Here is a 25,340-nt window from a genome sequence, read left to right on the forward strand (position 1 = left end):
AGGCGACACAGGAAAGGCGAACGGCAACAGGTGGCGGCGACGCTTCTTCTCATCAGGCACGCGGCGCACATCCACTTCAATCGCCAACTGTCCGGTCGCATGCCGGGTGTGCCGTTGAGCGGCGAGGGACGCGAACAGGCGGCCGCGTTGGGTCATCGACTGGCCGATGCGGGGGTGCAGCACCTCTGGACAAGTCCGCTGGATCGCACGGTGGCTACGGCAGAGGCGATCGCGACGCACTGTGGCCTGCCTGAGCCAAGGGTCGTTTATGACTTGGTCGAGATCGACATGGGCGATTGGACCGGACGTGCGTTCGGCACGTTCGGCGACGATCCCGACTGGCGCGCCTGGAACGAACAGCGGGCGACCGCCCGTATTCCAGGCGGTGAGTCGATGGCCGAAGCGCAATCGCGCATCGTCTCGATCATGGAACGCGCGCTGCGGGAGCATGACGGGGAGACGGTCGCGATCGTCAGCCATTCCGACATGATAAAGGCAGCGATCTGCCACGCGCTCGGACTGTCGCTGGACGGGATGAGCCGCTTTGATATCGAGCCAGCTTCTGTCAGCCGTATTGTGATCGGCGATTGGGGCAGCAAAGTAATGACGTTGAATGAGGGGGTTTACTGAATGGCGACGCAGCCAAAAGTCAGCTTGGGCGAAGAGGTGGCGCAGCTTGCCCCCTGGTTTCACAACATCGACCTGGGTGACGGGATCGAAACTGCCCCCGATCACTTTCTGGGAGACTATCCCCGGTTCAAGTACAAGCAGTTCGCGCAAGTCATCCCTGAGGATCTGACCGGCAAAAGCGTGCTCGACATCGGCTGCAACGCCGGGTTCTATTCCGTAGAAATGAAGAAGCGCGGCGCCGATCGCGTTCTCGGCATCGACGCGGACGAACGCTACCTGGCTCAAGCACGTCTTGCCAGCCAGGCGCTGGGCTTTTCAGGCGTCGAGTTCCGCAACCTGAGCGTCTACGATGTCGGCGCGCTGGGCGAGAAGTTCGACCTCGTAATCTTCATGGGCGTGCTGTACCACCTACGCCACCCCTTGCTGGCGCTTGACCTGATCCGCGAGCATGTCGCCCGTGACATGATGCTGTTCCAGACGCTGCAGCAGGGGTCCAAGAACACGATCGATGTTCCCGAGGACCATCCCTTCTACGTGCCGGGCACCTTTGACCCGCCCGCCTATTTCGACGATCCCGCCTATCCCAAGATGCACTTTATCGAGCAGCGTTTCTCCGGGGACTGGACAAATTGGTGGGCGCCCAACCGGGCTGGATCGGAGGCGATGCTGCGTGCGGCAGGCTTCACGATCGAGGCGCATCCGCAGGACGACGTTTATCTTTGCCGCGTCGCGGACGTGCCCTACAGCCAGTGGGGACCGGCGGCTGTGTATCCCGCCAAGGAGGGCAGCAAGTGATTGAAGCGGCGATGATCTGGAACGAGCCCAACAACAAGTCCCATTGGGACCCGGAGCTCGATCCCGACTGGTCCCGGTTCGCCGACATGGTGACCCGCACCGGCGCCGCGATCCGCGCCGTGAACCCCGACCTGACCCGTGTCCTGGGCGGCATGAGCCCGATCGACCCGTTGTGGATCCAGCGGATGGAGGGGCATGGCGGTCTGTCGGAGATCGACGTCGTCGCCGTTCATGGCTTCCCGCTCGACTGGAACCTGTGGCCGATCCACGCCTGGCCCGAGAAGATCGCGGAGATCGAGGCCGTGACCGACAAGCCTGTCTGGGTGACAGAGGTCGGTGTTGGCTCTTTTGGCGCCGAAGAGGTTCAGGTGTTCGGCGTCAGCCGTACGGCGGAACTGCTGGTCGGCCGCGTGCCCCGCGTCTTCTGGTATTCGCTGTTCGACCTGCCGCAGGAATGGGGTGCCACCACTCGCCATCGCGAGGCGGAGGGGTCCAGCTATTATCGCCACTTCTACATGGGCCTGATCCGTGCGGACGGGACGCCCAAGCCCGCACTGGACAACTATGCGAAGGTCGCGGGCGAGATGGGGCTGATGCAGTGGTTCCACTACCAGGACCCGCGGCTGGACGATGCGGTCAAATGGATGAAGCAGCTCGGCACCAAGCAGCTTCGCACAGGCCTGTCCTGGGCCGACAGCTTTCGCCCCAACGCGACCGACTGGTTTGACCGGCAGATGGACGCGCTGGCCGACTTCGACGTAACCGTGACCTTCTGCTTCACGCCCGAGCATCTGGGTGACGGACAGCATCACACCAGTCCCCCGCGCGACCCACAGCAGTTCGCGGACTTCTGCGCCTGGGCGATCGATCGCTATGCGCCAGCGGTGAAGAAGGCCGCAGTCACAGCATAAGCGGACGGCGGCGCGGCATCACCCGCGCTGCCGCCAATCGCGGGCGGATGAATTCCGTCGAAAGGTCGAGCGACGCAAGCCGCTTCGGCGCTGCTGCTAGAGCCCCCGCTGCCATGGCGCGGTAATCACCATCAGCCTTGTCCCGCCATGCGCCACCAGCGCCGCACGCAGCCGCTGCGCGCGGCGGCTGTGCAGCAATCGTTCCCACCAGCGGTCCAGCGCCAGTTCCGGGATCAGGATCGCGACCGCGCGTCCTGGTGTTGCTTCATCAATCCGCTCTACCAGGTCGAGCACTGGTCCTTCGATCTCGCGATACGGCGCGGGTATCTGCACCAGCCGCGGCGGGACCAGCCCGCGTGCGGCAACAGGTCCGGCGATGTCCCGCTCGAAGGCGTCGCGCCTAGCGGCAAGGTCCTCCTCCTGTTCGGGGCTGGTTAGGCGCAGAAGGTGAACCGCGACCACATCGGGGCTTAGCGTCAGGGCAAAACTGATCGCGCGATCGGTCATGCGATTGCGCTCGTCATAGGCGACCAGCACCGTAGGGCGGTCAACGTCCTCCAGCGTGAAGCCGCTTGCCGGCGAGAGGTCCCGGCCGAGCCGATCGTAATAGCGCCGGATCGCCAACAGCACCGCAATGGTCGCCGGCACCGCGACGATCACGATCCAGGCGCCCTCCATGAACTTCGCGGCCGCGATCACCAGCAGCCCCACGATGGTGGTTGCCGCTCCAACGGCGTTTATCGCCAGCCGGGCCGTGTTGCGGCCGCCCCGCCGCCGCCAATGCACCACCATGCCGACCTGGCTGACGGTGAAGGTCAGGAAGGCGCCGATCGCAAACAGCGGGATCAGGTGATCGGTGATGCCGCCGAACACGACCAGCAAGCAGCCCGCCGTGATCGTCAGGAACGTGACGCCGACGGAAAACACTAGCCGCCTGTCCGCAACGGCAAAAGCGCGCGGCAAGTAGTCATCTAGCGCGACGAGCCGGCAGATACGGGGAAAACCGACGAAACTGGTGTTGGCCGACAGGCACAGGATCGTCAGCACGCTCCCCATCGCGACGTAGTAGACTACGCCCCTGCCTGCGATCGCGCCGACCAGCTGCGACAACACGCTCTGATAGCCGGGCTGGGTCTGGTCCATCGCGCCCAGGCCGTAAAAGTGGGCCACCGTCGCAATGCCGGCGAGCAATAGGCCGAGAGCCGCGCAGATGACGGTCAGAGTCCAGTGCGCCTCCTTCACCACAGGCTCCCGGAACGCGCCAACGCCGTTGGAAACCGCCTCCACTCCGGTCATCGCGGTACAGCCGGCAGCAAACGCGCGCATCAGCAGCCACAGGCTCACTGCTTCTGCCGCAGGTTTTAGCGGTGGCGGCGCGACTAACGGTGGGGGATGCCCCGCAGTGGAAATGATCTGGAACACGCCCCAGGCAATGAGCCCCAAGAAGCTCGCCAGGAATAGATAGGTCGGCAGCGCGAATAGCCATCCCGCCTCGCGAGTGCCGCGCAGGTTGGCGGCAGCGACCACGACGAGGATGCCCAGGCACAATTCAAGCGTCCATGGCTGAAGCGACGGCACGGAAGAAGTGAGCGCGCCAACCCCCGCCGATATGCCCACTGCCACGTTCAGCACGTAATCGATCATCAGCGCCGCCGCGGCCAGCAGCGACGCCATGGGACCAAGGTTCTCCTTAGCAACGGTGTAGGCGCCCCCGTTGGACGGATAGGCGAGGATCGTCTGGCGATAGGAGAAATACAGGATCACCAGCAGCGCCACGATCGGCGCGATCACCCAGCCAATCCATGCAAGGCTGATCGCCCCCAAGGGGATCAGGATCGTCAGAGCCGCTTCGGGGCCATAGGATGAGGAGCCGAGGCCATCGAGGCCCATCGCGGGGACGCCCGCGGCCCAGCCGATCTTCTGCTCCCCTTGCTCGCGATTGGCGAGCCGCCGCCCGAGCAGCACATCGATCATCTTCATCTCTGGATGAACGAGCCCGCGACCTTTTCGTGCCGCGGGCGTTGCAATCATCTGGACCTGCGGCGCCCGTGCGGGCATCGCCGCACCCAATCACACCCCGGAGGACGGATGACGACGATGCAGGCAGCGGTGTTGACCGCGCCCGGAACGATGACGACCAGCGATGCGCCATTGCCGACTGCTGGTCCTGGAGAGATCCGGATCCGGCTGGAAGGCTGCGGCGTCTGCGCGTCCAACGTCGAACCCTATGAAGGGCAGCCTTGGTCGACCTTCCCCACGGAACCTGGGGCCATGGGGCATGAAGGCTGGGGCGTGGTGGACGCGGTTGGCGAGGGTGTCACCCAGTTCAGCGTCGGCGACCGCGTAGCGGCGCTGTCGGGCAAGAGCTTCGCGGAATACGACGTGGCGCGCGCTGACCAAACGGTGAAGCTGCCGGCCGAACTCGCGGGCCACCCTTTTCCGGGTGAGCCGCTCGGCTGTGCGTTCAACATCTTTCGTCGCGCGGACATCAGGGCCGGGCAAACTGTGGCGATCATCGGCATCGGCTTCCTAGGCGCGGTGCTGACCAATCTGGCGACCGATGCCGGCGCGCGCGTGATCGCCATCTCCCGCCGCGAGTTCACGCTCGACCTCGCCCGCCGTTATGGCGCGGCGGAGACGGTGCCGATGCACGACCACTGGGCGATCATCGAGCGCGTCAAGGAACTGACCGACGGGCAGATGTGCGAGCGGGTGATCGAGGCAGTGGGAAAGCAGTGGCCGCTCGACCTCGCCACCGCGATCGTGGGGTTCGGCGGCAAGCTCGTCGTCGCCGGCTACCACCAGGACGGACCGCGACAGGTCAACATGCAGGAATGGAACTGGAAGGGCATCGACGTGATCAACGCGCATGAGCGTAATCCAGCGGTGAACCTGCGCGGATTGCAGGAAGCGGTGGATGCCGTGGCAAGTGGCCGGTTCGACCCGGCGCCACTCTACTCGCATCGCTACAAGCTCGATCAGCTCGGCGAAGCGCTGGAGGCGACACGCGACAAGCCGGATGGCTTCGTCAAAGCGCTGATCGAATACTGAGCCGTCGAGACCGCAATCCTGAAAGCGGCTGGAAGACGCCCAACGCGCGTCCCGGCTGAACCAAGCCCTTTGCCGGCGTGGAGAAACAGATGACGAAGCCCAAAATAGGATTTCTCGGCGTCGGCTGGATTGGCCGCAACCGCATGGAGGCGATGATCGAAACCGGTCTGGTCGAGGCCACCGCGATCGTCGAACCGAGCGACGAGATGGCCGACTCCGCCGTCGCCTCCGCCCCTGGCGCCGTGCGGGTCGGAAGCTATGACGAGCTGCTGTCGATGAACCTGGACGGCATCGTCATCGCCACGCCTAGCGCGCTGCATGCCCAACAATCGATCCGGGCGCTTCAGGCCGGCGCTGCGGTGTTCTGCCAAAAGCCGCTCGGCCGTTCAGCGGACGAAGCACGCGCAGTGGTGGACGCAGCGCAGGCGGCGGATCGGCTTTTGACGGTCGACCTGTCCTACCGCTTCACCGAAGCGATGGGCGCGATCGCACCGCTGGTTCGCTCCGGTGATCTCGGCCGCATCCACGCCGTCGACCTCGTGTTCCACAACGCATACGGGCCGGACAAGCCGTGGTTCTACGACCGTGCGCTGTCGGGCGGTGGATGCGTCATGGATTTGGGAGTGCACCTCGTCGACCTGGCGCTCTGGACGCTCGGGTTTCCAAAGGTCGAACAGGTCCATTCCGCCCTGTCGTCAGGCGGCGAATCGCTGCGCGCAGGCGACCCGCGGGTTGAGGACTACGCCGTTGCTACACTGCGGCTGGGTGGTGGCATGATCGTGCGGCTTGCCTGCTCCTGGCGGCTTCAGGCTGGGCAGGAGGCGCAGATCGAGGCGAGCTTCTACGGGACAGCGGGCGCGGCGGCGATGCGCAACGTCGGCGGATCCTTCTACGATTTCGAGGCGGACCGCTATCATGGGACCACCCGGTCCCGGTTGGTCGGCCCACCGGACGCTTGGGGCGGGCGCGCCGCGGCGGACTGGGCACGGCGCCTTGCCGCGGGCGAACGGTTCGGCGCGGACGCGGAGCAACTCGTGCGCACTTCCGCCGCTCTGGACGCCATCTACGCCGGAGCTTGAAGCCCGGCCTGAGCGTTCGGGCACCATGGATATCAAGCGCGCAGGCAGCCAAGCCTCCCAGCCCGGCCCCGCGGACTGGTTCACCGGCACCGTCCGGATCGACCCGTTGTTCAGCGCCCCCGCCCCGGCGCGGGTGGCGGGCGCGGCGGTTACGTTCGAGCCTGGCGCCCGTACAGCCTGGCATACCCACCCACTCGGTCAAACGCTGATCGTGACCGCAGGTGTTGGCCGCATTCAGCGCGAAGGATGTCCGATCGAGGAGATCCGGCCTGGCGATACTGTGTGGTTCGCGCCGAACGAGAAACACTGGCACGGCGCATCCCCGTCCGTCGCGATGACCCACATCGCGATCCAGGAACAACTGGACGGCAAGGCGGTGGAATGGCTGGAGAAGGTGTCGGACGCGCAGTACGCTGGCTAATGGCCACGAACACGCGGCCGCTCGGAGGGGCAAGGAGAGGTCGTTGGCGCAGTTTGGCGATTTTCAGAACGCAATCTATTTCGCCGGGCTGAGCGGGGCCGTTCCCAAGCTTCCGGTCGATGCGGCGACGCTGGAGGCGCGCGCGATAGAGGCGATGCCCCCGTCGGTTCGCGACTATGTGCAGGGCGGATGCGGCGACGAATGGACACAGAGGGCGAATGTCGAGGCATTCGGCCGCTGGGGAATGGTGCCGCGGATGATGGTCGACACGAACGAGCGCGACCTGTCGGTCGAACTCTTCGGCCATCGCTACCCCACACCGCTGCTGATGAGCCCCATCGGCGTAACCGGCATCTGCACCGCGGACGGCCATGGCGATCTCCACGCAGCGAGGGCTGCTGCGACGACGGGCGTGCCCATGTGCGTTTCGACGCTGGGCAATGATCCACTGGAGGCTGTTTCAGCCGAACTGGGCGACACGCCCGGCTTTTTCCAGCTCTATACGCCTCGCGATGAGGAACTAGTTGCAAGCCTGGTCAGCCGGGCAGAGGCGGCGGGCTATCGGGCGATCGTGGTGACGCTCGATACCTGGGTTACCGGCTGGCGCCCGCGGGACCTCAACACTGGCAATTTTCCGCAGCTTCGCGGCGCGGTGCTGCAGAACTATTTCACCGATCCGGTTTTCCGGCGCCTGCTCGGCAAGCCGCCGGAGGAGCACCCGCAGGAGGCGATCATGTTATGGGTGCGGCTATTCGGGCGAGTACTGACCTGGGACGACCTGCCGTGGCTGAGGTCGCTCACGCGTCTTCCGATCGTGCTGAAAGGGATCTGTCACCCGGACGATGCCCGCCGCGCAGTGGACGCCGGAGCGGACGCAATCTTTTGCTCCAACCATGGCGGGCGCCAAGCAAATGGCGGGATCGCAGCCATCGACATGCTGCCGGCCGTCGTAGAGGCGGCGGGCGACACGCCCGTCCTGTTCGACTCGGGCGTGCGGTCCGGCACCGACGTGGTGAAGGCGCTGGCACTCGGCGCGCGAATAGTCGGGATCGGGCGGCCTTTTGCCTATGGGTTAGCGCTCGACGGAGCCGATGGCGCGGCTCATGTGTTGCGTTGCATTCTGGCGGAGGCGGACTTGCTGATGGCTGTGAACGGGTATCCAACGATCGCGGACGTGCGAGCCGCGGGAGCGACGCGCGGGTGAGGACGGCAGCCAAGGTCGGCATCGCTGCCGGCGCGACCCTTGCGGGACTATCATTGTTCTCGACCGTGCTCGCGCGTCGATCGGAGAAACTGGTTCCGCCCGACGGCCGGTTGGTCAACGTGGATGGTCACCCGATCCACCTGATCGACCGGGGAGAGGGACCCGCGATCGTGATGGTGCACGGGCTTGGCGGTCAGATGCGCAACTTCAACTATGGTGTCGTCGATGCGCTCGCCGAGCGGCACCGGGTGGTGGTAATCGACCGGCCAGGTTCGGGCTATTCACCCCCGATCGTGGAAGGCGACGCGGGCATCTCTCGGCAGGCAGCACTGGTCGCGGCGCTCATCGAAACACTGGGACTCGATCAGCCGATGCTGGTCGGCCACTCCTATGGTGGTGCGGTATCGATGGCGTTGGCGCTGAACGATCCCGGCCTGGTTCGCGGGCTTGCGCTGATCGCGCCCTTGACCCAGCCCATTCCTGCCCTGCCGGCTGCCATCGCCGCGATCACTCACGCGCCCTTTCCAGCGAGGCTGGCGTTTGCGGCCGCGGTCGGGTCCCCGTTCAGCCAATTGAACCGAAACCGGGTGCTGGCGCAGGTCTTCGCGCCCGAACCTGTCGCGCCCGACTTCAAGACCCGCGGCGGCGGCGCGCTGTCACGACGGCCCGGGGCAATCGCGGCCGTTGCAGGAGACATCGCGAACGCGAGGACGGAGCTGACCGAGCTTGCCGGTCGCTACCGAACGCTTGCCCTGCCCGTCTCCATCCTGTTCGCTCGTGGTGACAAGCTGCTTGATCCAGCCGAGCATGGCGAGAAAACGGCCGCTTCGATCACCAACGGCCGCTGCGAATTGGTGGAGGGCGGGCACATGCTCCCCGTAACCCAGCCGGAGTTGGTCACGCGCTTCATCGCAGCCGCAGCGGGCTAATCTCGACCGGCCGCGCTGTCGATGCGGCTCCTGCGCGTCGAGATGCTGGCAGACTCCGCTGCCACGGGCGGCGGGTCACGGTTCGCTCCTCGCGCTGCCTGATCCACAATCACCTATGGAGAGGCGTGAGAGAGAGTTTTGCGGCTGAGCGTTCCGGATCTGGCGCGAAACCTTCCGAGACCGTTTCTCGCCTCCCCTGGGTGTGACCTAGGCTAAATGCCGGGAAGTCATTTCCGCCCATGGTGGAGCTACTGCAGCGCCGGCGTGCCGAGGCATAATCGGTCCCGCCACTGAATACCCATCGGCCTAGCTGATCGCCTTTTGCAACTCGGCCTTGCTCATCTTTGAGCGGCCCGGCACGTCCTGCCTTTTCGCCGCATCGTACAGTTCCGCCTTTGTGCGATTGCCCTCCGCCTCGTCCTTGCCGGTCTGGCCAGCGACTACATTGCGGCGGGTACGCGCGCGGTTATGACGGTTTTCGGCAGGGCTCTTCTCGTATGACTCGCCTGCTTCCGACAATCCGATGGCGATCGCTTGTTGCCGGTCGGTCACCGGATCGCCCGCCGCGTTCTTGAGTTCATGATGCTTGAACTCGTGCATCACGCGCTCGACGGTCTGCTTCTGGTCCTTGCTCTGCTTGGCCATAACTGCCTCCGGCCGGTTCAACGCCCGAATGAAGCCGGTGTGCCCCGCTAAAGCATAACGAGCCGCCCTGCCGCCGCCGCTTCCCGAGCGCGTCCGATCAGGCGCAGGCCGGCAAGCGCATCCGCCGGGTCAACTGGGGCCGGCGCGCCGTTCGTGATCGCGTTCGCGACGCCGCGGTAGAAGACGCGCCAGTCTCCACGCACAGTTGGCACGGTGTGGCCTTTTCCATCTGCCAGCGTCAACATTCCCCGATCGCGAGCGTCTTCAACGCCATAGCCTGGCTGGTCAGGGGAGCCGCCCGCCCGCAGAACCGCCTCCTGCGGATCGATACCGTGCTTCACGAAGCTGGCCCGCGTGCCGTGCAGCGCAAACCGGGATCGCGCCGCCGCCACCAGCGTCGACGAGGCAAGCCGAACCCGCAGCTCGCCATAGTGGAACCGGAGGTCGAAATAATCGTCCACCGCCGCGCCCGCGCGCTGGGTCACGATGTCGGCCCAGACCGCGTCTGGGTGACCGAACAGCTGCAGCATCTGGTCCACCAGATGCGGCCCCAAATCGGAGAGCAACCCACTCCCGTCCTGCGCCTCTTCCCGCCAGCCGCGCTTGATCGCGGCGCGGTGCCGGTCCCAGCATAGCTCGGCGAGCATCACCTCGCCAAGCGCGCCCGATTGCAGCAGGTCGCGGACGGTCAGGAAGTCCGCGTCCCAACGGCGGTTGTGATACACCGACAAAACCAGCCCGGCCGAACGCGCTTGCTCGATCAGCGCCTCTCCATCGGCAATGTCGGTGACGAAGGGCTTGTCGACCACCACATGCTTGCCCGCCGCCAGCGCCGCCCGCGCGACCGGTGCGTGGGTCGGGTTAGGGCTGACGACGATGACCAGGTCCACCTCCGGCCTGCCGATCAGCGCGTCCACATCGCCGACCACCGCGGCGTCGGGCCAGGCCGCGTGCGCTTCCTCCCGCCGTGACGTCATGATCGCGGCGATCCGGAACTCACCCGTCGCCGCGATCACAGGCGCGTGCAGCCGCGCGCCCGCGAGGCCAAAGCCGACCAGGCCGACGCCGATCGGCCGCTGGATCATTTCGCCGCCGGCTTGCCTTGCGCCGCCGGAAGCTCGGTGATGTCCGACGAACCCGACCAGATGTTGATGTCGCCTTCTGCAGTCGCCGCCTCGATCCGGGCGAGCTCGTCGTCGCTGAAGGACAGGTTCTTCGCCGCATCGAGCGAGTCGTCGAGCTGCTCCACAGTTCGCGCGCCGATCAGGGCAGAGGTGACGCGCGGGTCGCGCAGCACCCAGGCGATCGCCATTTGTGCCAGGCTCTGGCCACGCTCCCGCGCGATGTCGCCGAGCTTGCGGATGGTGGCGATGTTCTGTTCGCTCAGCAGCCCCTGCGACAGCGACCCGCCACGCGCCGCCCGCGCATCCTGCGGTACCCCGCCCAGATACTTGTTGGTCAGCATGCCCTGGGCGAGCGGCGAAAAGGCGATGCAACCAGTGCCGAGTTGGCCAAGCGTATCGAGAAGCTCCTTCTCGATCCAGCGATTGAGCAGCGAATAGCTCGGCTGATGAATGAAAAGCGGCACCTTTTCTTCGGCCAGGATCGCAGCGGCGCGCGCAGTCAGCCCCGGTTCGTAGGAGGAGATGCCGACATACAGCGCCTTGCCCTGGCGGTGCAGCTGGACCAGTGCCCCCATCGTCTCTTCCAGCGGCGTCGTCGGATCGACGCGGTGAGAATAGAAGACGTCGACATAGTCGAGCCCCATCCGGCGCAGCGACTGTTCGCAGCTGGCGATCAGATACTTCTTGGACGAGCCAATGTCGCCATAGGGTCCGGGCCACATATCCCACCCCGCCTTGGTGGAAATCAGCAGCTCGTCGCGGTGGGAGGCGAAATCGGTCGCGAGCACACGGCCAAAATTCTCTTCGGCCGAACCATATGGCGGGCCGTAATTGTTCGCGAGATCGAAGTGCGTCACGCCGCGGTCGAACGCCCGGCGTAGCATGGCGCGCGCAGTTTCGAATACATCGTTCCCGCCGAAGTTCTGCCATAGCCCCAGGCTGATCGCGGGAAGCTTCACTCCGCTTCGTCCGCAGCCGCGATAGGGCATGCGTCCGTCGTAGCGATCCTGGTCAGCGGTGTACGGGGTCGGGAAAGGCATCAAACACTCCTGAAGTGGCGCCCGGACTCGAACCGGGCGCCCTTGCGGCTACAAACGCCGCGCGCGCCAATCGGGGTCAAATCCGGACGCGATCTTTACATTTCGGCCATGGCGCAACCGGAGTCGCCGCTCTTACGGCGACCCTGACGATTGCTCAGCGAACCATGACGGCCGACTGGTCGACCGGCACCACTGGCAGCCAGACACGGCTGCCGTTCGTCCCGCCACGCTCGATCGTCACCGTCGCCTTCTGATAATCCGATTTCTTGGCGAGGAAGATGTTGGGCACATAGCGCTGCGGATTTCGGTCATAGACCGGGAACAGCGAAGACTGCACCTGCACGACGATGCGGTGACCAGGCTGGAAGACATGGTTCACGGTCGGCAGGCGGAACTTGTATTCCTGCACCTTGTTCGCGGGGATTGCCGACGGCGTGGACACGCCGTTGCGGTAACGGCCCCGGAAGATGTCCATGCTGATCGCCAACTGGTACCCGCCCATCTTGGGATCGGTCGCGTTCTCTGCCGGGAACTGGTCGATGACCTTGACCACGAAGTCGCCATCCGTGCCCGTTGTCCGCGCGAACAGGTCGGCGATCGGCGCGCCAGACACGCGCGTCGCCTGGGTCAGCACGGTGGAGGAATAGGTCAAGACGTCCGGCCGCCCGTCCGCAAAGCGCTGGTCCTGCACGAGATAGTCGCCCCAGCGGCCATCCTCGAAATTCACCGGCCGCGGCAGGTGCGGCACGGGCTTGGCGGGATCGGACACGTAGCTGTCGGCGCCGGACTGCTGCCGGTCGAACCCAGCCGTACCCTCGGCACCAAGGAAGAAGGGGATGAGTGGGCTGGCGCATCCGGTCTGGCAGGCAAGCGGCCAGGTCGTGAAGCGATCCCAATGGTTCTCGCCCGTGTTGTAGATGGTGGCGGCGGGCAACGTCACTGCCGGCCCGTCCTTCAGATACTGGTTGAACAGGGGCAGCACCATCTGCTCGCGGAATTGCGCGGCAGTGTCACCGTTCCACTTGAACGGCCCGAGTTCATAGCCGACCCGGTTGATCTGGCTGTGGCGCCATGGGCCCATGACCAGAAAGTTATTGCCCGTCTTTCCCTTTGCCTTCAGCGCCTCCCAGCTGGTGATCGCGCCGTACATGTCCTCCTGGTCCCACAGTCCCTGTTCCCAGATGGTGGGCACGTTGGAGGGGTTGGCAGCAAGCATCTTGTCGAGCGCCTGGCCCTGCCAGAACGCGTCATAAGAAGGGTGCGCGACCATGCGCTGCCAGAATGGCAGCTGGTCATAACCCGACCGCCTGGCCCATTCGCCGGCAGAGCCGACCTCCCGGAAGTTGTCGTAATCGTCCCAGCCACCGGTCGGCGGTGCTTCGCCCGGCCCCTTGTAGCCCGTCTGCGATCCAAGCCACGCGATGTTGGCGAGCCGGAATGCGCCATAGTGGAACCAGTCGTCGCCCATCCAGCCGTCGATCATCGGGCTTTCTGGCGCTGCGACCTTCAGCGCGGGATGCGGATTCAGCAAGGCATTGACGACGGTAAAGCCTTCATAGGACGATCCGATCATCCCCACCCGGCCATTGGATTCGGGCAGGTTCGCCTTGTTCACCAGCCAGGCAATCGTGTCGTACGCATCGGTGACATGGTCGACATTGGTGCGGTTCAGCGGGCCGATCACCGGGCGGGTGACCACATAGTCCCCCTCGGACCCATACTTACCGCGGACGTCCTGATACACGCGGATATAGCCGTTCTTCACGAAGATTTCGTCTGCCAGCGGGAGGGTCGCCAGCATCGATGGGCTGTCCGCACGCTCGGCCCGGCCCGCCGCGTTGTAGGGCGTCCGCGTCAGCACGATGGGCGCGTTCGTGGCGCCCTTTGGCGCGACGATCACCGTATACAGCTTGGTCCCGTCACGCATCGGCACCATGACCACGCGCTTGGTATAGTCCTGGCCAGCGGTCGGCGGCGTGAACTTCTGCGGGATGTCGCCGGGCGCCCCTGCCTGTGCCGTACCGTCCTTCGGCTTGGAGCTGGGCTCCTGCTGAGCGAGCGCGGGGGAAAGGATCAGGGCAGCGGCAGAAACGGTGGCGAGCAATCGGAGCATGGGTGATCCCTGACAGGCGATGATGCTGCATCGTGGCGGGCGGCCCCGCCGAACGCAAGCGCGGGAGGAACCGTGACTCACTCCGCCCGCTTGCGGGAGGAAAGTACGTGCGCGACGTGGCATTCACGACCGGCATCTCAGAGCGCGATTACATCGACGTCGTCATCTAGGTCGCCTGCCGCATTACGCTGATCCCGGAAGACAATCGCGGCGGGGTGGTGCCTGCACCAAATCTGCACCGTCTCGGCATCAACGCTCCATCCAGCCTCGATCAGCGGCCGATCAGAGTGGGTCAGTGATTGTCCCATCGTCCTGGGAGCATGCCCGATGGCCCGTGTTCAATATTATGATCCGTCCAACGCCGGCGCCGTCCCGGTTTCGTTGCCCTTTGTTTCGGTCGGACAAGCGTTCGACAGCCCTCCCGCTCCAGACCTTGCCGCGGCATCCCTCGCGAGAATGGTTGACGTGAGCCACCCTGCTTCGTCAGCATTGTACGCGATGGCGCATCGCATTCTCGTCGTCGATGACGACCCTCATATCCGGGACGTACTTTGCTTCGCGCTTGGCAAGGCCGGCATGGCCGTGACCGAGGCCGCCGACGGCGAAGCAGCCCTGGCGGCTATCGAGGCCTGCATGCCCGACCTGCTGGTCCTCGATGTCACGATGCCCCGGCTCGACGGGCTTGAGCTGTGCCGCCGCCTGCGCGCCACCCCTGGCCCGGCAGCGCGCCTGCCGATGTTGTTTCTTTCTTCGCGTGCCGACGAGGTGGACCGCATTGTGGGGATCGAGATCGGCGGGGACGATTACGTCACCAAGCCCTTCTCCCCGCGTGAGGTGGTGGCCCGCGTCGGCGCGATCCTGAAACGTGGCGTGCCTGCGCCACCGCCCCTGCCCGGCACGATGATCCGTCACGCCCGCCTGACGCTCGATACGGATGCATGGGAGGCCAGCATCGACGGCGAGCCCGTGCCCACCACCGCGACCGAATTTCAATTGCTGGCGACACTGGCCGCGATGCCGTCCAAGGTATTCAGCCGCGATGCCATCATCGACCGGCTCCACGGCCCAGGCTTCGCGATCACAGACCGCACCGTGGACAGCCATATCCGCAACCTTCGTGCAAAGTTCGCCAAGGCCGGCCTTTCCGACCTGATCGAAACGCGCGCAGGGGTCGGTTACCGCCTTGGCCGATGCGGCTGATCCAGGCGCTCAAGGATCTTGCGAAGCGCCACTGGCCTGCGCTGTCGATTCGGACGGTGCTGCTGCTGACCTTTGTTGTCGTGGCCGCACTACCTGGCGTCGGAGCTGTCGGGCTTCGAGTGTACGAGAATACTTTGGTCCAACAGACCGAGGCCGAGTTGATTGCGGAAGGGGCGGTTGTCGCCGCGGCCTATCGTTCTGCATGGGGCGATGGGACCCAGGGTCGTCGACCCCTCGCGCCTGAGCCGCCACGTATCGACCTGCGGGTCGACCCCGTACTGCCCGCGCCACAAGCGCCCACGGTAATCGGTGCTCCCGATCCGCACGCCGCCAGGGCCGCACGCCAGATCGCCCCGCTGGTGGAGGATGCGAGCGCGGTCACGCTTGCGGCAACCCGCCTGCTCGACCGAAACGGCGTCGTGGTCGCGGGGAACGGAGACGCCGGACGCAGCTATGCAGCGCTGCCCGAGGTCCAGCGCGCGCTGACCGGCCGCCCCAACACTATCTTGCGCCAACGTGTCGGCCGCGCCGACCAGACCCACTCACCGCTTGAGTGGCTCAGCCGTGCGGTAAACCTGCGCGTCCATCACGTTCGCCCGGTGATCGTCGGCGGCAGCGTCGTAGGCGCGGTGATGCTGTCGCGGTCACCGCGTGGCCTGTTCCTCGGCATCTATCAGGATCGCGGCAAGATAGCCCTCGGCGTGTTCGGAATCTTTCTGGTGCTGATGGTGCTGGCCGGGCTCCTGTCGCGCAGCATCTCCCGCCCGATCCGCGCCCTGGCCAACGCCTCGGATGAGGTGGCTCGCGGGCGCCTCGTCATCCCCGACGCGCCCGTCACGGCGGCTATCGAGATACGCGAGTTGTTCGCCAATTTCGCTACCATGGCAGAGCGGATCGAGGCCCGTGCCCGATACCTGCGCGACTTCGCCGCCGCAGTCAGCCACGAATTCAAGACACCGCTCGCCGGCATCCGTGGCGCTCTCGAGTTGCTGGCGGAGCACGACATGAGCGAGGCCGATCGCCGTCGTTTCCTGCGAAATGCCGATTCAGATGCCGAGCGGCTGGCGCGATTGGTCGGCAGGCTTCTCGATCTAGCGCGCGCCGATATGACAATTGCCAGCGGCTCCTGCGATGCTGTTGCCGTCGCCCGCGAACTCGCACTCGGGGCTGGCGACGTCGCGATCAGGGCGGAAAAGGTCTTGCCAGCCGTCGCGATCTCCGCCGACACGCTGGCGACCGCCCTCACCGTCCTGATCGACAACAGTCGCCAAGCCGGCGCGACCTCAATTGTTCTCACCTTCGGGGTGATGGGTAATCAGGTAACCTGCCGGGTGGCGGACGATGGCCCCGGGGTACAGCCCGGCGACCGGAGCCGTATCTTCGACCCGTTCTTTACCGGCAGGCGAAGCGCCGGCGGCACTGGCCTAGGCCTCCCCATCGCTCGCTCGCTTCTTGCAGCGAGCGGGGGGACCCTGTCCCTCGCGGGTAGTGACCGCGGCGCGATCTTCGACCTGTGCTTGCCAGCTACCGCTATCTAGCTCGCGCTGGCTGGGGCGGCAGGAAGACAACACACCCTGAGCCACTCTTACGGTTTCTGCTGAAAGCGCGACAATCCGGCGGATCGACGGCGACCCTAGACAGGAACTCGTCACATGCAAGTAGAACCATCCTGAAACCCCTCGTGGGCGTTCGCGATAGCCCCGCTTTGCGGACCCTGATGATCCCTAATTTCAGGATGTATCAGAGTACAGTGCGAACAATGGCGGATTTCTGCCCCGCCAACCTAATTTGTGGCCGTCGTCGCGGGGGCATTTGCGGCGGTTTTGCGTACTTTTTCGCAAAAAGTTCGCAAATTTGGGAAAGGTCGCTTCAGGCCGGCGCGCGTCGATCCGAGCGCCGGAAAGGACTTAGGAAAAAGGGGCCGACGCGTATGGCGCCGGCCCCTCGTCATGCGGTGGGCCCGAGCACGCGGTCCCGGATCCACTGCCTCAGCTGACCACCCTCAGGCCGCCCAGGTTCTGCCACTTGCGCCGGGCCTCCGCCTGGGCGTGCGACACCAGCTTATCCATTCCGGCCCGGCTCTCCCGGCGCCTGATGATGTACGCCATCGCCTGCTGGTAGGTGCTGTGCCCGAGGATGGCCTGGATCTGGAACACTGTGCATCCCGCCTCCTCCATCATCGCGGCCGCAGCGTATCGCGCCCCATGTGGGGTGCGGTGCGGCATGTTCGGGATCTTAGCGATGAGCTTGGTCAGCCGTTCGTTGAACCCCTTATTGCCGATGTCATCGCCGTTGGCATGTCGAACGATGCGACCGGATACCGGCCGGAGGGACCTCAGCCTCCGCAGCTCCTCCTGCAACAGCGGATGCATCGGAATGTCGATCAGCATATTCGTCTTCTTCTGCCGGACACGGATGTTCTCACCAAGCACCTGAGACCAGTCCGTGGTCACCAGGTCGATGGCACGCTGGGCCGTGCAGATCGCTAGGATGATGAGGGTTCTCGTCTCGCCTTCGGCATGCCGCAGCAACAGAGCGAGCTCGTCATCGGACCAGGGCACGTGCCCCGGCACCTTCCGCTTGATCACTTTCAGGTCACGGGCGCGATTGATGTGAGACTCGATCCACCCCATCGAGGAAGCGTAGCTGTACAGGCGGCTAATGAAGGCGCGCATATTGTTTGCACCGCCAATCGTCACCGCGTCTCTGACTCCGGCAATCATCGCCGGCGTGGTGGCCACCATGTCGCAGTCACCCAGGAGACGGTAGATCGTCTTACTCATGTGCCTATAAGTTCGCTGGGTACCTTCGGCCAACGACCGGAACACGACGTCACGGAAGTACCGGTCCAACACCCAACGAAAGGTGCCCTCTCCCACCATGACGATCGGCGGCTCGGGCTTGATCACCAGCGCGATCAGCTGCTCGTACTTTTCCTCGAATGCCGGCTCTCCCGGGCTGCCCGGCAACGGCGCATCGAACCTCTGGTACCTGAACCGCCAGTAGGTGCCCCTCGCGACGTAGGTGTATCTAGGCTTTGCGACGCCCTTCTTTTTCCGCTTCATTCTTCAACCTTTCGAAGAACCGCCGTTCCATCGCCGTCGCCAATGCCCCCGTATTACGGGGCGTGACGGGGGATCCCGTCATGGCGTCGATGAAGCGATCGAGACTGTTGCGATCCCAAAGGACGCGGCGGCCGATTCTCACGGGCCGGATGCCGATCGAGCGGAACCGCGCCGGGCAGATGCCGAAGTAGGCCGCGGCCAGGGACACACCCATCAATCGCGGCCAGTTCGGCAGACGCACGCGTCCCCCATCCCGCTCGACCGCATGGTCGGCGGTTCCGTCGTCAAGATCCGACATGACATGCTCCTCGTGCCGTCGCTGCGACCGCCCGACTCCGGTCGCCCGGGTGTTCGAAGGATCGCCGAGTCCGCTACAAACAGAACAAAAGGAGTCCAGTTCCGGAAGTCGCTAAACCATCCAGAAAACTCTTGACGTCTGCAGAGAAAGTGCGCGGCCGTGCCGATCGACGCTTGACCGCCCGATTCGATCGTGCGATTCAGACGGCGTCATGACGGTCCGGAGCGTTGCGTTCAGGGTCTAAGTGACATGCATCGTCTTCTCTCCGTGGTGAGACGACGCATCCCATCAGGTGAGGCGGCTCGCCGTTAACGGGCCGCCCACCAACTCCATGGCGCGTCATCGCTGGCCCTCAATCCGGACCTGGTAACGATCGGCCCATCGCCGATCACCAACACTTGATTCCGAGAATGACGCCAGCCGTCAACACCTTCTCCTGACCTAAGTCCTGACCAGACAGGTAGGTTTCAGGATGGATCAGGTCAGAAAAGCGCTTCAATGAGTGGATCTACAGATCTTTTCGAGCAGCATATCATCCAGTCAAGCACATGGGCGGCCACGTAGATCGCCATTGGTCGTGCGGTTACTTTCAGGATGGAATTTTAGCTTCGAGAGTTGCTGAACATCCTGCCGTAATATTTTTTTAGAACGCCGAGAATTGCCGATACTGGCCGGCAACGGTCGCTGCCATGCGCATGGCGTCGCGAATCACCTCCACGATTGATGACCGATTCGGTCCTTCCCCCGACGCGCTTCGCCGGGCCCGAGGTTACGCCAGCGCCGCACCTCCTCGCGGGACCGACCACAGCCTCGGCACCAGCCGCTGCGGCCATCGAACCCGCACAATTCGACGCAGGGCGACTTCATGGCTCAGCAGCACTCGATCGTGAGATGCGCGACCTCGTGTACCGGCTTGAGGCGGCCCCGAAGGATGTCGCGGGTGATGCCCGGGAGACCGACCACGCTGATAATGGCCGCGTGAGCCTCTGGGCCGATCCGCCAGACATGAAGGTCCGTGATGCGGGCGTCGCCTGGCGTCTCGACCAGTTCGCGGATCTCGTCGGCGACATTGGCATTGGTTCGGTCGAGGAGAACAGCTGCTGTGTCGCGCATCAGGCTCCACGACCACCGCGCGATGACGATCGCGCCGACAATGCCCATCACCGGGTCCATCCAGACCCAGCCCAGATAGCGGCCAGCGATCAGCGTAGCGATCGCCAGCACCGAGGTGAGGGCATCGGCGAGAACGTGCACGTAGGCAGAGCGGAGGTTGTTATCGCCGGCATGGGCGTGCCCGTGACCATGGTGATGCCCATGGCCATGGCCATGATGATCGTGGTCGTGATAATGACCATGACCGTGGTCATGGCCGCCCGACAGGAGGAAGGCGGACGCGATGTTCACCAGCAGACCGACTGCCGCGATCCAGGTGGCTTCACCGAAGGCGACAGTGATCGGCTCGAATAGACGGGCCACGGACTCGACACCGATCCCAAGCGAGATGAGGCCCAGCACCATTGCCGAGGCGAATCCGGCGAGGTCGCCGACCTTGCCTGTCCCGAAGCTGTAGGCAGGGTTGCGAGCATGACGCTTGGCATAGGCGTAGGCGGCCGCAGCAACACTGAGCGCCCCCGCGTGCGTCGCCATGTGAAAGCCGTCGGCGAGCAGCGCCATGGAGCCGGTGAAATAACCGGCGAAGATCTCGCCGACCATCATCACCGCGGTCAGCGCGACGACCCAGCGAGTGCGCCGGGCATTCTCGTCATGCGATGCCCCTAGGAACACATGGTCGTGCGAATAGGGCCCGATGTCGGGAAGCGTTGCCATCACCAATCCTACTTCGAATAGCGGCGGATGACGGCAAGCAGCTCGTCAGCACCTTCAGCACGTTCCTCGTCGGTGAGACCGGGACGCGCGACTTGGGCTTCGACGTGGTCGGCGATGATCTCGTCCATCAGGCCATTCACCGCCCCACGAATCGCCGCGACCAAGTGGAGCACCTTTGTGCAGGACGCGTCCGCGACCAACTCGCGCTCGACGGCTGAGACCTGTCCCGCGATCCGACGGACGCGCGCAACGAGGTCGCCACTGCTTTCCTTCAAGTGAGACATAGGTATACCCCCTACCACTATCGTTGTTGGGTAAACAGGCCTGATCTTCGCGTTGACAGAGCGGCGCACCTGTGGCTCATTGGCCGTCATGGGGATCGCGATCTCCCCACGAGGCGTCAGCTGAAGAATCGTGTCCCAGATTTCGACGAGGACACGCCATGCCTGCGCCCAACTCCATCTCATCCGACAAGCTCGTCCGCTTGATTGCACTAGCCGGATCTCCGCGGATTCTAGATCTGCGTATCGATCCAGCGGTGGTCATCCCTGGCTCAGTCTTCGCCTTGGCGGCCGACGGAGTGGAAGCGGCTATCGACGAACCGGTCGTCGTCGTGGACGACGACGGGTCGAGTGCCGCAGCAGCGGAAGCGGCGATCCTCCGCAGCGACGGTGTTCCGGCCGAGATACTGGAAGGGGGCTTCAGCACGTGGCGTGATGCAGGGCTGCCGACCGTCTCGCTCGCCCATCTTCCGCCCCGCCATCCGGACGGGCGCACTTGGTGGGTGACACGCGCCCGGCCGAAGGTCGATCGGATCGCCTGCCCTTGGCTGATCCGCCGCTTCGTCGATCCTCACGCCCGATTCCTGTTCGTCGGGACCGGCGACGTATTGGGCGTGGCGGCCCATGAGCAGGCCGAGCCTTTCGACGTCTCGGACGAGCGGGTGTTCTGGAGCCACCGCGGCGAGCGCTGCACCTTCGATATCATGGTCGAGGCATTTGGTCTCGGCACCCACGAGCCGCTAATGCGGCTGGCAGCGATCGTCCGCGGTGCCGACACGGATCGATTGGACGTCGCGCCCGAAGCGGCTGGCCTGCTCGCGATCTCACTCGGCCTGTCGCGCAGTCACGGCGACGATCACAAACAGCTCGAGGCAGGAATGGCGATCTACGACGCGCTGTACCGCTGGTGCCGCGATGCACGGGGTGAGAAGCACAACTGGTCGTCGCACCAACCAACAAAGGCCAAGTCCGCGGAGGTATCGGCATGAATGCCACGACGCTGCAGGCGCCCTCGGTGGCCCGTCCTCAATCGGTCACGCTTGGTGAAGCCTTCTGGGTCTGGCTGCGGATCGCGATGCTCTCGTTCGGCGGCCCGGCCGGCCAGATCGCGGTGATGCACCGCATCCTAGTCGAAGAGAAACGATGGATCGGGGAGCATCGCTTCCTGCACGCGCTCAACTACTGCATGCTTCTGCCTGGTCCCGAGGCGCAGCAACTCGCCACCTATATCGGCTGGCTGCTGCACAAGACGCGGGGCGGGATCATCGCCGGCGTGCTGTTCGTCGTGCCCGGCGCGATCGCGATCATGGCGCTGAGCTGGATCTACGTCCTCTACGGCCGGGTGGGTATCGTCTCGGCCTTGTTCTTCGGGTTGAAGGCAGCGGTGCTGGCCGTTGTCCTCCAGGCGGTGGTTCGGATCGGCAGCCGCGCACTCAAGACCGGCGCTGCACGGGCTCTCGCGGCGCTCGCCTTCGTGCTGATCTTCTTCCTCAACGCGCCGTTCCCCCTCATCGTACTCGGTGCTGGGCTCATCGGCTGGTGGGTGAGCCGCCAGGGATCGACCGCGTTCAAGGGCAACGGTGGTCACGGCGCCGGCAAGGGCGCGATCGTCGCCGACGCGGACACGCTTCTGGGCGAGGAACTGCCCGACCATGCGCGGCCGACCTGGCGCGAAACGCTCCGTACCGCTGTCGTCTGGCTAGCGTTGTGGCTGGTGCCGGTCGCAGCGCTCCTCAGTGCGCTCGGCCCGGACGACGTGTTCAGCCGCATCGCGACCTTCTTCTCGACCATGGCAATGGTGACGTTCGGGGGTGCCTATGCCGTCCTCGCCTATGTCGCCCAGCAGGCGGTGGAGAACTATGGCTGGCTGCAGCCCCGCGAAATGCTCGACGGGCTCGGCATGGCTGAGACCACCCCTGGACCGCTGATCATGGTGCTCCAGTTCGTCGGCTTTCTCGGCGCCTACCGAGACCCGGGCGGGCTCTCTCCGCTTCTGGCGGGGACGCTGGGCGGGCTGCTCGCTACCTGGGTGACCTTCGTGCCATGCTTCCTGTGGATCTTCCTCGGCGCGCCCTTCATCGAGCGGCTACGCGGGAATGCTGCGGTGGCCGGCGCGCTGTCCGCGATCACGGCAGCTGTCGTCGGTGTGGTCCTCAACCTTGCCGTCTGGTTCGCGCTCCACACGTTGTTCCGCGCCACATCCCCGGTCGCGTTCGGCCCTTTCCGCTTTGACGCACCGGTGCTGGGAAGCATTGCCCCTTGGGCGCTGCTCCTCTCCCTGGGCGCGATGGCGGCCATCTTCCTGCTGCGCGCAGGCGTGATCACGACGCTGCTCGCCACCTCGGCTGCGGGCATCGTGCTCCATCTCCTCGGGCTGGTCGCCTGATGCGGCGGAGCTGGTGGGCAGCAGCGCTAGGCGGTCTGTGCTATGTCGCCCCTGCCGCGGCGCAAGAGGCGCCCAAGGAGGGTTGGTCGCTCTCGGGCACAGCACGGCTGCGCTCCGAAGCGATCGACGGACAGGCGCGGGCGGGCTTCAACGAGTCCGACGATCTGGTGAACCTCCGTACGACCGTCCGTGCGCAGTATCAGGACGGACCTGTCCAGGTCGCGGCGGAGCTGTGGGACAGCCGCGTCAATGCCGACGATCGAGGCACGCCGGTCAGCACCGGCGAGGTCAACGCGGTCGAGCTGGTCCAGGCCTATGTGGCGGTCAAGTTGCCGGGGATATTGGGAGCAGGCACGTCCACGACCGTTCAGGCCGGCCGCTTCCTCCTGGACCTCGGGTCGCGCCGCCTCGTCGCCAATGATGACTATCGCAACACGACCAACGGCTTCACCGGCGTGCGCGCGGATCTCGGCGTGTCAGCATGGAAGGCGACGCTGATCTACGTTCTGCCGCAGCAACGCCGCCCCGACGATCTCCCCAGCATACGTCGCAACGCTGTCGAGTTCGACCACGAGGGCTTTGACCAGGTGCTGTGGGGTGGCCTAGTCAGCCGCGCTCACGCGATCGGCCCTGCGAACGTCGACGTCTCGTTCTTCCATCTTGGCGAGCATGACACGGTCGGGCGGCCGACCCGCGACCGATCCCTCAACACGGCCAGCTTGCGCGTCATTCGCGATCCTGCGCCGCACCGCTTCGATGGTGAAGTCGAGGGCATCGTGCAGCGCGGCCATATCTCGACCAGCCTGGCGCCGGGTGCGCCTACGCAGCAGGTTCGCGCCTGGTTCGTCCATGCCGACGGCGGCTACTCCTTCGGCGACGCATGGAAGACCCGAGTGTCGGCGGAGTACGATCTCGCGAGCGGCGACGGACCTGGCGGGGCCTACGGGCGCTTCGACACGCTGTTCGGCATGCGGCGGGCCGATCTCGCGCCGGCGGGCCTCTACAACGCGATCCTCCGCAGCAACATGATCAGCCCGGGATTGAGGATCGAAACCGTGCCGAGCAAGCGCACCGACCTCCTGGCGACTCTGCGGCCGATGTGGCTCGCAGCGCGCGAAGACAGCTTTTCGTCGACCGGCGTCCGGGACGTGACCGGACGATCAGGGAGCTTCGCTGGCACGCAGCTCGACGGGCGCGTTCGGCATCAGCCCTTTTCGTGGCTGCGCCTGGAAGTCGATGCGGTGCTGCTCGCCAAGGGACACTTCCTACGCACCGCCCCGAACGCTCCGCCCGGGCGCTGGACCAAGTATCTGTCGCTGAACGCAACGGCGAGCTTTTAGCCGATGGCCAGTCAGTCGGGTCAATTCGAGGGTCGCATCGCTCGGATTAATGGCGGTGGTCGGCCCTGGATCAGGAGATCAAGAATGTTAAAAAAGCTACTCATAGCCAGCGCTCTCGCCGCGTCGTCAGCTGCCCCTGCCTGGGCAGCACCGAACTGGACGGCGGTCGATCAGGCGCTCGGCCGGCCCGGCACTGAGCAGCCGGGCGGCGTTCACCGTTATGGCTTCCCGCGCTCGGATCTCAAGGTCACCCTGGACGGGGTGGCGATCAAGCCTGCGCTAGCGCTCGGCTCCTGGGCCGCCTTCCAGCCGATGGGCGACGACGTGATGGTCATGGGTGATCTCGTGCTGACGCAGGAGGAGGTCAATCCCGTCATGAGCCGCCTGCTCGCGAGCGGCTTCACCATCACCGCGCTTCACAACCATCTGCTGCGCTCGTCGCCTGCGACGATGTATCTTCATATCGGAGCCCATGGTGATCCCGTGAAGATCGCCCAGGCCCTTCATGGTGCGCTGGCTGTAAGCGGCACGCCTCTTGCCGCGCCTTCCAGAGATTCGCAGCCTCCGGCGGCCGGGGCGGGATCAAGCCCGCCGCTCGACCTAGATACGTCCGGTCTCGATCAAGCGATGGGCGCCAAGGGCAAGGCCAACGGTGGAGTTTATCAATTCAGCTTCCCGCGCGCGGAAAAGCTGATGGCCGGCGGGATGCCGGCTCCAGCAACGATGGGCATGGCGACGGCGATCAACTTCCAGCCCACCGGAGGCGGCAAGGCCGCGATCACGGGCGACTTCGTCATGGTGGCACGTGAGGTTGACCCGGTGATGCGGGCGCTACGCGCCAACGGGATCGAAGTGACCGCGCTTCACAACCACATGCTGGATGACGAGCCTCGGCTGTTCTTTATGCATTTCTGGGCCAATCAAGACGCGAGCAAGCTGGCGCGCGGGCTTCGTACGGCACTCAACGAGATGAACATCCAGAAGCCGTAGGCGAGCTGCCG

The 25,340-nt window shown here is 65.1% G+C and carries 24 protein-coding genes; 14 read left to right on the forward strand and 10 right to left on the reverse strand.

All coding sequences use genetic code 11. The annotated features are described in order from the left end of the window. Nucleotides 1-30 precede the first annotated feature (30 nt). Genes FHS94_RS19650 through FHS94_RS08100 form a run of 3 tightly spaced genes read left to right on the forward strand, consistent with a single transcriptional unit; the run spans nucleotide 31 to nucleotide 2,336 of the window. The gene (locus FHS94_RS19650) at nucleotides 31-630 is read left to right on the forward strand and encodes a histidine phosphatase family protein (RefSeq protein ID WP_221234630.1); all 600 of its coding nucleotides are present in this window, start codon (nucleotides 31-33) and stop codon (nucleotides 628-630) included. Then, the gene (locus tag FHS94_RS08095; RefSeq protein WP_184056484.1) at nucleotides 631-1,425 is read left to right on the forward strand and encodes a TIGR04290 family methyltransferase; all 795 of its coding nucleotides are present in this window, start codon (nucleotides 631-633) and stop codon (nucleotides 1,423-1,425) included. Then, on the forward strand, nucleotides 1,422-2,336 hold the full coding sequence (locus FHS94_RS08100; protein WP_184056486.1) for a glycosyl hydrolase: 915 nt from the start codon (nucleotides 1,422-1,424) through the stop codon (nucleotides 2,334-2,336). Before FHS94_RS08095 ends, FHS94_RS08100 begins: the two co-directional genes overlap by 4 nt. Before the next feature lie 96 nt (nucleotides 2,337-2,432). Here the strand turns inward: FHS94_RS08100 and FHS94_RS08105 are convergent, their stop codons facing one another. Next, complete coding sequence (locus tag FHS94_RS08105; protein WP_184056488.1) at nucleotides 2,433-4,316, reverse strand: APC family permease; 1,884 nt, start codon at nucleotides 4,314-4,316, stop codon at nucleotides 2,433-2,435. A gap of 108 nt (nucleotides 4,317-4,424) precedes the next feature. Between FHS94_RS08105 and FHS94_RS08110 the strand changes: the two genes are divergently transcribed. The 5 genes from FHS94_RS08110 to FHS94_RS08130 all read left to right on the forward strand — a co-directional run bounded on the left by FHS94_RS08110 (nucleotide 4,425) and on the right by FHS94_RS08130 (nucleotide 9,020). Continuing rightward, the gene (locus FHS94_RS08110) at nucleotides 4,425-5,387 is read left to right on the forward strand and encodes an MDR/zinc-dependent alcohol dehydrogenase-like family protein (protein ID WP_221234631.1); all 963 of its coding nucleotides are present in this window, start codon (nucleotides 4,425-4,427) and stop codon (nucleotides 5,385-5,387) included. A gap of 89 nt (nucleotides 5,388-5,476) precedes the next feature. After that, nucleotides 5,477-6,466, forward strand: coding sequence for a Gfo/Idh/MocA family protein (locus FHS94_RS08115; protein WP_184056490.1), 990 nt, complete (start codon nucleotides 5,477-5,479; stop codon nucleotides 6,464-6,466). A gap of 25 nt (nucleotides 6,467-6,491) precedes the next feature. Next, nucleotides 6,492-6,887 (forward strand): (R)-mandelonitrile lyase, encoded by a 396-nt coding sequence (locus FHS94_RS08120; protein ID WP_184056492.1) that lies wholly within the window; start codon nucleotides 6,492-6,494, stop codon nucleotides 6,885-6,887. A gap of 43 nt (nucleotides 6,888-6,930) precedes the next feature. Further along, a complete protein-coding gene (locus tag FHS94_RS08125) occupies nucleotides 6,931-8,091 on the forward strand; it encodes an alpha-hydroxy-acid oxidizing protein (protein WP_184056494.1) in 1,161 nt (386 codons plus the stop codon). Continuing rightward, nucleotides 8,088-9,020 carry an alpha/beta fold hydrolase gene (locus FHS94_RS08130; RefSeq protein ID WP_184056496.1) on the forward strand — a complete coding sequence of 311 codons (933 nt, stop codon included), beginning with the start codon at nucleotides 8,088-8,090 and terminating at the stop codon, nucleotides 9,018-9,020. The genes FHS94_RS08125 and FHS94_RS08130 overlap by 4 nt, the downstream gene beginning before the upstream one ends. Before the next feature lie 306 nt (nucleotides 9,021-9,326). On the opposite strand, the gene FHS94_RS08135 is transcribed toward FHS94_RS08130, so the two are convergent. From FHS94_RS08135 to FHS94_RS08150, 4 genes are all read right to left on the reverse strand, one after another. Next, nucleotides 9,327-9,665, reverse strand: coding sequence for a DUF6496 domain-containing protein (locus FHS94_RS08135; protein ID WP_184056498.1), 339 nt, complete (start codon nucleotides 9,663-9,665; stop codon nucleotides 9,327-9,329). A gap of 47 nt (nucleotides 9,666-9,712) precedes the next feature. Beyond that, complete coding sequence (locus tag FHS94_RS08140) at nucleotides 9,713-10,750, reverse strand: oxidoreductase (RefSeq protein ID WP_184056499.1); 1,038 nt, start codon at nucleotides 10,748-10,750, stop codon at nucleotides 9,713-9,715. Further along, nucleotides 10,747-11,829, reverse strand: a complete 1,083-nt coding sequence (gene mgrA / locus FHS94_RS08145; protein WP_184056501.1) for an L-glyceraldehyde 3-phosphate reductase — start codon at nucleotides 11,827-11,829, stop codon at nucleotides 10,747-10,749. Before mgrA ends, FHS94_RS08140 begins: the two co-directional genes overlap by 4 nt. Before the next feature lie 154 nt (nucleotides 11,830-11,983). Then, nucleotides 11,984-13,942 (reverse strand): CocE/NonD family hydrolase, encoded by a 1,959-nt coding sequence (locus FHS94_RS08150; protein WP_184056503.1) that lies wholly within the window; start codon nucleotides 13,940-13,942, stop codon nucleotides 11,984-11,986. 327 nt (nucleotides 13,943-14,269) lie between these two features. On the opposite strand from FHS94_RS08150, the gene FHS94_RS08155 reads away from it, so the two are divergent. Both FHS94_RS08155 and FHS94_RS08160 read left to right on the forward strand, forming a co-directional pair. After that, nucleotides 14,270-15,142 carry a response regulator transcription factor gene (locus FHS94_RS08155; RefSeq protein ID WP_246348429.1) on the forward strand — a complete coding sequence of 291 codons (873 nt, stop codon included), beginning with the start codon at nucleotides 14,270-14,272 and terminating at the stop codon, nucleotides 15,140-15,142. After that, the gene (locus FHS94_RS08160; protein ID WP_184056505.1) at nucleotides 15,133-16,680 is read left to right on the forward strand and encodes a sensor histidine kinase; all 1,548 of its coding nucleotides are present in this window, start codon (nucleotides 15,133-15,135) and stop codon (nucleotides 16,678-16,680) included. The genes FHS94_RS08155 and FHS94_RS08160 overlap by 10 nt, the downstream gene beginning before the upstream one ends. Nucleotides 16,681-17,130: 450 nt before the next feature. Here FHS94_RS08160 and FHS94_RS08165 read toward each other — a convergent pair whose 3' ends face one another. The 5 genes from FHS94_RS08165 to FHS94_RS08185 form a co-directional block, all read right to left on the reverse strand. Continuing rightward, the gene (locus FHS94_RS08165; protein WP_184056507.1) at nucleotides 17,131-18,207 is read right to left on the reverse strand and encodes a tyrosine-type recombinase/integrase; all 1,077 of its coding nucleotides are present in this window, start codon (nucleotides 18,205-18,207) and stop codon (nucleotides 17,131-17,133) included. Next, nucleotides 18,173-18,505 carry a hypothetical protein gene (locus FHS94_RS08170; RefSeq protein WP_184056509.1) on the reverse strand — a complete coding sequence of 111 codons (333 nt, stop codon included), beginning with the start codon at nucleotides 18,503-18,505 and terminating at the stop codon, nucleotides 18,173-18,175. The genes FHS94_RS08165 and FHS94_RS08170 overlap by 35 nt, the downstream gene beginning before the upstream one ends. A gap of 708 nt (nucleotides 18,506-19,213) precedes the next feature. Further along, complete coding sequence (locus tag FHS94_RS19655) at nucleotides 19,214-19,372, reverse strand: DUF1289 domain-containing protein (RefSeq protein ID WP_184056511.1); 159 nt, start codon at nucleotides 19,370-19,372, stop codon at nucleotides 19,214-19,216. 3 nt (nucleotides 19,373-19,375) lie between these two features. Next, nucleotides 19,376-20,332 carry a CDF family Co(II)/Ni(II) efflux transporter DmeF gene (gene dmeF / locus FHS94_RS08180; protein ID WP_184056513.1) on the reverse strand — a complete coding sequence of 319 codons (957 nt, stop codon included), beginning with the start codon at nucleotides 20,330-20,332 and terminating at the stop codon, nucleotides 19,376-19,378. Nucleotides 20,333-20,340: 8 nt separating this feature from the next. Then, complete coding sequence (locus FHS94_RS08185) at nucleotides 20,341-20,616, reverse strand: metal/formaldehyde-sensitive transcriptional repressor (protein WP_184056515.1); 276 nt, start codon at nucleotides 20,614-20,616, stop codon at nucleotides 20,341-20,343. Between the two features lie 158 nt (nucleotides 20,617-20,774). Between FHS94_RS08185 and FHS94_RS08190 the strand changes: the two genes are divergently transcribed. The 4 genes from FHS94_RS08190 (at nucleotide 20,775) to FHS94_RS08205 (ending at nucleotide 25,329) form a co-directional block, all read left to right on the forward strand. After that, the gene (locus FHS94_RS08190; protein ID WP_184056517.1) at nucleotides 20,775-21,602 is read left to right on the forward strand and encodes a chromate resistance protein ChrB domain-containing protein; all 828 of its coding nucleotides are present in this window, start codon (nucleotides 20,775-20,777) and stop codon (nucleotides 21,600-21,602) included. After that, nucleotides 21,599-22,999: a chromate efflux transporter gene (chrA, locus tag FHS94_RS08195; RefSeq protein WP_184056519.1), complete on the forward strand. Its 1,401-nt coding sequence runs from the start codon at nucleotides 21,599-21,601 to the stop codon at nucleotides 22,997-22,999. The genes FHS94_RS08190 and chrA overlap by 4 nt, the downstream gene beginning before the upstream one ends. Next, the gene (locus FHS94_RS08200) at nucleotides 22,999-24,339 is read left to right on the forward strand and encodes an alginate export family protein (protein ID WP_184056521.1); all 1,341 of its coding nucleotides are present in this window, start codon (nucleotides 22,999-23,001) and stop codon (nucleotides 24,337-24,339) included. Before chrA ends, FHS94_RS08200 begins: the two co-directional genes overlap by 1 nt. 84 nt (nucleotides 24,340-24,423) lie before the next feature. Then, nucleotides 24,424-25,329 carry a DUF1259 domain-containing protein gene (locus FHS94_RS08205; protein ID WP_184056523.1) on the forward strand — a complete coding sequence of 302 codons (906 nt, stop codon included), beginning with the start codon at nucleotides 24,424-24,426 and terminating at the stop codon, nucleotides 25,327-25,329. Nucleotides 25,330-25,340: the final 11 nt, after the last annotated feature.

The organism is Sphingomonas aerophila, from assembly GCF_014199305.1.
Lineage (GTDB): Bacteria > Pseudomonadota > Alphaproteobacteria > Sphingomonadales > Sphingomonadaceae > Sphingomonas > Sphingomonas aerophila.

Excerpts from the sequence above, each read along its gene's own strand:
- FHS94_RS08200 (WP_184056521.1), top strand. The coding sequence starts at position 22,999 with ATGCGGCGGAGCTGGTGGGCAGCAGCGCTAGGCGGTCTGTGCTATGTC.
- FHS94_RS08110 (WP_221234631.1), top strand. The coding sequence starts at position 4,425 with ATGACGACGATGCAGGCAGCGGTGTTGACCGCGCCCGGAACGATGACG.
- FHS94_RS08165 (WP_184056507.1), bottom strand. The coding sequence starts at position 18,207 with ATGAAGCGGAAAAAGAAGGGCGTCGCAAAGCCTAGATACACCTACGTC.
- FHS94_RS08115 (WP_184056490.1), top strand. The coding sequence starts at position 5,477 with ATGACGAAGCCCAAAATAGGATTTCTCGGCGTCGGCTGGATTGGCCGC.
- FHS94_RS08135 (WP_184056498.1), bottom strand. The coding sequence starts at position 9,665 with ATGGCCAAGCAGAGCAAGGACCAGAAGCAGACCGTCGAGCGCGTGATG.
- FHS94_RS19655 (WP_184056511.1), bottom strand. The coding sequence starts at position 19,372 with ATGAAGTCGCCCTGCGTCGAATTGTGCGGGTTCGATGGCCGCAGCGGC.
- FHS94_RS08190 (WP_184056517.1), top strand. The coding sequence starts at position 20,775 with ATGCCTGCGCCCAACTCCATCTCATCCGACAAGCTCGTCCGCTTGATT.
- FHS94_RS08105 (WP_184056488.1), bottom strand. The coding sequence starts at position 4,316 with ATGAAGATGATCGATGTGCTGCTCGGGCGGCGGCTCGCCAATCGCGAG.
- FHS94_RS08140 (WP_184056499.1), bottom strand. The coding sequence starts at position 10,750 with ATGATCCAGCGGCCGATCGGCGTCGGCCTGGTCGGCTTTGGCCTCGCG.
- mgrA (WP_184056501.1), bottom strand. The coding sequence starts at position 11,829 with ATGCCTTTCCCGACCCCGTACACCGCTGACCAGGATCGCTACGACGGA.
- FHS94_RS08185 (WP_184056515.1), bottom strand. The coding sequence starts at position 20,616 with ATGTCTCACTTGAAGGAAAGCAGTGGCGACCTCGTTGCGCGCGTCCGT.
- FHS94_RS08205 (WP_184056523.1), top strand. The coding sequence starts at position 24,424 with ATGTTAAAAAAGCTACTCATAGCCAGCGCTCTCGCCGCGTCGTCAGCT.
- FHS94_RS08150 (WP_184056503.1), bottom strand. The coding sequence starts at position 13,942 with ATGCTCCGATTGCTCGCCACCGTTTCTGCCGCTGCCCTGATCCTTTCC.
- FHS94_RS08160 (WP_184056505.1), top strand. The coding sequence starts at position 15,133 with ATGCGGCTGATCCAGGCGCTCAAGGATCTTGCGAAGCGCCACTGGCCT.
- dmeF (WP_184056513.1), bottom strand. The coding sequence starts at position 20,332 with ATGGCAACGCTTCCCGACATCGGGCCCTATTCGCACGACCATGTGTTC.
- FHS94_RS08155 (WP_246348429.1), top strand. The coding sequence starts at position 14,270 with ATGGCCCGTGTTCAATATTATGATCCGTCCAACGCCGGCGCCGTCCCG.
- FHS94_RS08120 (WP_184056492.1), top strand. The coding sequence starts at position 6,492 with ATGGATATCAAGCGCGCAGGCAGCCAAGCCTCCCAGCCCGGCCCCGCG.
- FHS94_RS08095 (WP_184056484.1), top strand. The coding sequence starts at position 631 with ATGGCGACGCAGCCAAAAGTCAGCTTGGGCGAAGAGGTGGCGCAGCTT.
- chrA (WP_184056519.1), top strand. The coding sequence starts at position 21,599 with ATGAATGCCACGACGCTGCAGGCGCCCTCGGTGGCCCGTCCTCAATCG.
- FHS94_RS08170 (WP_184056509.1), bottom strand. The coding sequence starts at position 18,505 with ATGTCGGATCTTGACGACGGAACCGCCGACCATGCGGTCGAGCGGGAT.